The following is a 3,682-nucleotide window of genomic DNA, read 5'->3' on the forward strand; positions in this document are numbered from 1 at the left end:
GGCCCGCCCGGTCGCCTCCCGCCCGGTCGCAGCCGGCCCGGTCGCCGCAGCCTCGGCCCCGGTGGCCCGCGCCGCCGCGACCAGGATCGCAGCGACGCCGCCCTTCATATCGAAGGCGCCGCGGCCGGAGACCCGGCCGTCCCGGAGCTCGCCCGAGAACGGATCCCCGGCGTAACCGCCCACGCCGACGGTGTCGAGGTGCCCGTTCAGCATCAGGGAGCTCCCTCCCCCGGTGCCCCGCCGGATGCCGACGATCGTGGGGCGCCCCGGGTGCTCCTCGAGGCGGTGCACCTCGAACCCGCGCACGCTGAGCCAGTCGGCGCACCAGGCCGCGATCATCCGTTCGCCCGCCGCCCCCGCCACGAGCTCGGGGTTCACGGAATCGATGCCGACAAGCCGCTGCAGCACCCCCACCGTCTCGCTCTGTGATTCCACACCCCCAACCTAGCGGCGCCATCGGGCCGCGAGAGCGGGTGAAACGTCGGTTTCGGCACCGCAGAACGACGATTCACCCGCTCTCGCGGCCGGGCAGGCGGGTTGGGTACCATATTCCATGGGCGATGGCGCGGCGCGATCAGCAAACGGACCGGCGGAAGTCCCGGCACCGGGCACCGGCACAAGCGACGCGGGCGCCGTTGCGGCAACCACGGGCGAACGGATGCGCCCCCGCGCCTCCTGGGGACTCGTGCCGGCGGCGCTGCTCTCCGCCTCCGCCGTGCTGCTGTTCGGGGTGCGCGAGCCGCTCCCCGGCTACGCGCTGCTCGCCGCGGCCGTCGGGCTCGCCTTCGTCATCGACCGGGCCCTGTTCAAGGACCTGCTCCTGCTCGCGATCGGGCTGCTGATCATCAGCGCCATCTCGGTCGAGGCCGACATCAGCTACCCGAACATGGCGCTGATGGGCGCCGTGCTGACCCTCGCCGTCCTCGTGCCCTACCTGCTCTCCCGCTACGCGTTCGGCGACCACGCCATCCGGTTCCCGATTCGCACCGGCCAGCGCTGGACCCCGTTGGAACGCTGGTACCTGCCGCTCGTGCTGTTGCTGGGCTACCTGATCCTGCCGACCTATTTCATCCGCTCCGGCGCCTACCAGAACTGGCCCGCCGTGACCGCCCCCGACGAGATCGCCCGGCTCTTCGTGGGCGTCGGCTTCGTCGGAATCTGGGACGAACTCTTCTTCATCTGCACAGCCTTCACCCTGCTCAGGCGCCATTTCCCCGACTGGCAGGCCAACCTGCTGCAGGCCGTGATCTTCACCTCGTTCCTCTGGGAACTGGGCTACCAGAGCTGGGGCCCGCTGATGACGTTCCCCTTCGCGCTGCTGCAGGGCTACACCTTCGCGCTCACCAAATCACTGACCTACGTGGTCCTCGTGCACCTGCTCTTCGACGCGGTCGTGTTCCTCGTGATCGTGCACGCCCACACCCGCGACTGGCTGCCGATCTTCCTCTACTGACGCTGCCCTTGCGGGTTCGCCGTGGGCCGCCAATGCTGAGGGCATGTGGGCAGAAGGCGTCTGGGTGACACCACTCCTGGTGGCGGTCGGCTGGGTCCTGGTGGGACTCGCGGCCGCATTCGTGATGATCCGCCGCGGCCACGACGCCTTGATCTGGGTGGTTCTCGGCGTGGCCGCCGGCCCCTTCTCGATCGCACTGGCCGGGCTGGCCGCCTACCTCGAGCGGGAGGAACTGGCCGAGTCGGCCGTGATCCCCGGCGAATCCCTCGAGGGAGACGTGCGCGTGCTCGTCTGCATCGACGGCTCCGAGGCCGCGGACCACGCCGCCGTCACGGCCGTGCTGCTCCTCGGCGCCCGTCTGCAGACCGTGACGCTGCTCACGGTGCTCGACTACGACATCGCGCTCGACGTCGCCCCCGAGAAGCTCGACCGCATCGCCGCGGGCATCCAGTCCGCCGCCGTGACCCAGCTGGCCGCACTCGCGGTGCACCCGTTCAGCACCAGGGCCACCGGGAGCGCCGCCGAACAGATCCTGCGCCGCTCGGGCTCGGGCGCCTACGACCTCCTCGCGCTCGGCACCCACCGGCAGCGCCGCTCGCGTTTCCTCGGCAGCGTGGCCAGGGAGATCGCCAACAAGTCCCGGATCCCCTTGCTGACCGTGCGCGCCGCCCCGGTCGAATCGATCGAATCGGCGGAGCGCGCCGCCCGCCTCGGCCCGCACGACGAGCCGGAGAGCTGAACCTCGGCTGAGAGTTCCGCCCGGCGCTTGTGGCCCCGCCAGACGCGATATATCGTAAACCTCAACAAGACGCGATATATCGCGAACAGGAGGTGGCCATCCGTTACCCGGATGCCGCCCGAGAAGGAGAATTCCATGGCTTTGGAAAAATGGCTGGTCGCCCCCGGGCAGGCGAAGGTGATCGACGTCGAGGTCGTTCGCACGCTCAAGGTGGGCATGATCGGCGGCAAGATCGACGTGATCGGCCACGACGAGCCGGGCACCCGCATCGAGGTGCACAGTGTGACCGGCAAAGACCTCAAAATCTCGATCGACGGCGACACCCTGGAGATCGACCACCCGCAGTTGCGCTGGGACAACTTCATCGAGGTCTTCGCCTCCTTCCGCGGCACCGCGAAAGCGGACGTCAGCATCATGGTCCCCCGTGACGTGGCCCTGAAGCTCGGCGTGATCTCGGCCGAGGCACTGGTCTCGGGCCTCACGAACGGCGCCCGGCTCAGCACGGTATCGGGAGACATCGTGGTCGACGGCGTCACCGGGGACCTGGAGCTCAACGCCGTCAACGGCGAGCTGTCGGTGCGCGGCCTCGAAGGCAGCATCATCGCCCACACCGTCTCCGGCGATTGCACGGCGAGCGGGGCCATCCGTCGCTTCAGTCTCGATGGGGTCAACAGCGAGGTGTTCCTCGACATCGAGGGCACGCCCGATTCCATCAACACGAACACGGTCAGCGGCAACCTCACCGTGCGCCTCGGCGCCGACGTGGCGACACGCTACCGGCTGAACACCGTCTCGGGCACGCTGCAGCTCGACGACCAGACCATCCGCGGCACCTTCGGTAAGGGCTACGAGTCCAGCACCGGCAACCTCGACGGCAGCTGGCTCGAGCTGCAGGCCAATTCGGTGTCGGGCGACATCACGGTGGTGCGTCGCAGCACCGAGCCGGCGTCCGCGTCTACCTCCGCGGGCCAGGCCGGCGAGCGAGCCGATGCCGAACCGGGCGACGCCCGCGCCGACGGGGAGGCCTCCGAATGACCCCCGTCTTCGCCCACGGCAGCCTCCGCCTCTACCTGCTCAGCCTGCTCGCCGACCAGCCGCGACACGGCTACGAGCTGATCCAGGCGCTGAGCGACCGCTTCGGCGGAACGTACATCCCGAGCGCCGGCACGATCTACCCGCGCCTGGCCAAGCTCGAAGAAGAAGGACTCGTCACCAAGTCGACGGATGGCCGCAAGAGCGTCTACGAGATCACCGACGCCGGCCGGGACGAGCTCCAGGCCCGCCAGGGCGACCTGCACGACCTCGAGACCGAGGTCGCCGATTCCGTGCGGCGACTGGCCGACGAGGTGCGGTCGGGGGTCAGTGCGGCGATGCGCAGCCTGCGCCTCGACCTGGCCTCCGCCAAGCGCCAGGCGGGCGACGCCCGCAGCGCACGCAAGGCGGGGACCACCGCGGGCACCGCCGCCGGCAACGCCGCCCGCACCGCGGCC

Annotated in this window: 5 protein-coding genes; 4 read left to right on the forward strand and 1 reads right to left on the reverse strand. The window is 70.0% G+C overall.

Features of this window, described 5'->3' with window-relative positions; genetic code table 11:
* On the reverse strand, nucleotides 1-435 hold a 435-nt coding region (locus E3T23_RS12770; protein WP_241977910.1), incomplete at its 3' end, for a M20/M25/M40 family metallo-hydrolase.
* 223 nt (nucleotides 436-658) lie between these two features.
* Between E3T23_RS12770 and E3T23_RS12775 the strand changes: the two genes are divergently transcribed.
* The 4 genes from E3T23_RS12775 to E3T23_RS12790 form a co-directional block, all read left to right on the forward strand.
* On the forward strand, nucleotides 659-1,453 hold the full coding sequence (locus tag E3T23_RS12775) for a CPBP family intramembrane glutamic endopeptidase (RefSeq protein ID WP_134370815.1): 795 nt from the start codon (nucleotides 659-661) through the stop codon (nucleotides 1,451-1,453).
* Nucleotides 1,454-1,517: 64 nt separating this feature from the next.
* The gene (locus E3T23_RS12780) at nucleotides 1,518-2,192 is read left to right on the forward strand and encodes a universal stress protein (protein WP_166806289.1); all 675 of its coding nucleotides are present in this window, start codon (nucleotides 1,518-1,520) and stop codon (nucleotides 2,190-2,192) included.
* Between the two features lie 135 nt (nucleotides 2,193-2,327).
* Nucleotides 2,328-3,227 carry a DUF4097 family beta strand repeat-containing protein gene (locus tag E3T23_RS12785; RefSeq protein WP_166806290.1) on the forward strand — a complete coding sequence of 300 codons (900 nt, stop codon included), beginning with the start codon at nucleotides 2,328-2,330 and terminating at the stop codon, nucleotides 3,225-3,227.
* Nucleotides 3,224-3,682 (forward strand): PadR family transcriptional regulator (locus E3T23_RS12790; protein WP_134370813.1); only part of this gene is annotated, 459 nt, incomplete at its 3' end. The genes E3T23_RS12785 and E3T23_RS12790, both read left to right, overlap by 4 nt.

The organism is Cryobacterium cheniae (assembly GCF_004403395.1).
In the GTDB taxonomy this organism is placed as follows: Bacteria; Actinomycetota; Actinomycetes; order Actinomycetales; family Microbacteriaceae; genus Cryobacterium; species Cryobacterium cheniae.

What these genes read in the sequence shown, in the direction of transcription:
- E3T23_RS12785 (WP_166806290.1), top strand. Translation starts at nt 2,328, where the DNA reads ATGGCTTTGGAAAAATGGCTGGTCGCCCCCGGGCAGGCGAAGGTGATC.
- E3T23_RS12775 (WP_134370815.1), top strand. Translation starts at nt 659, where the DNA reads ATGCGCCCCCGCGCCTCCTGGGGACTCGTGCCGGCGGCGCTGCTCTCC.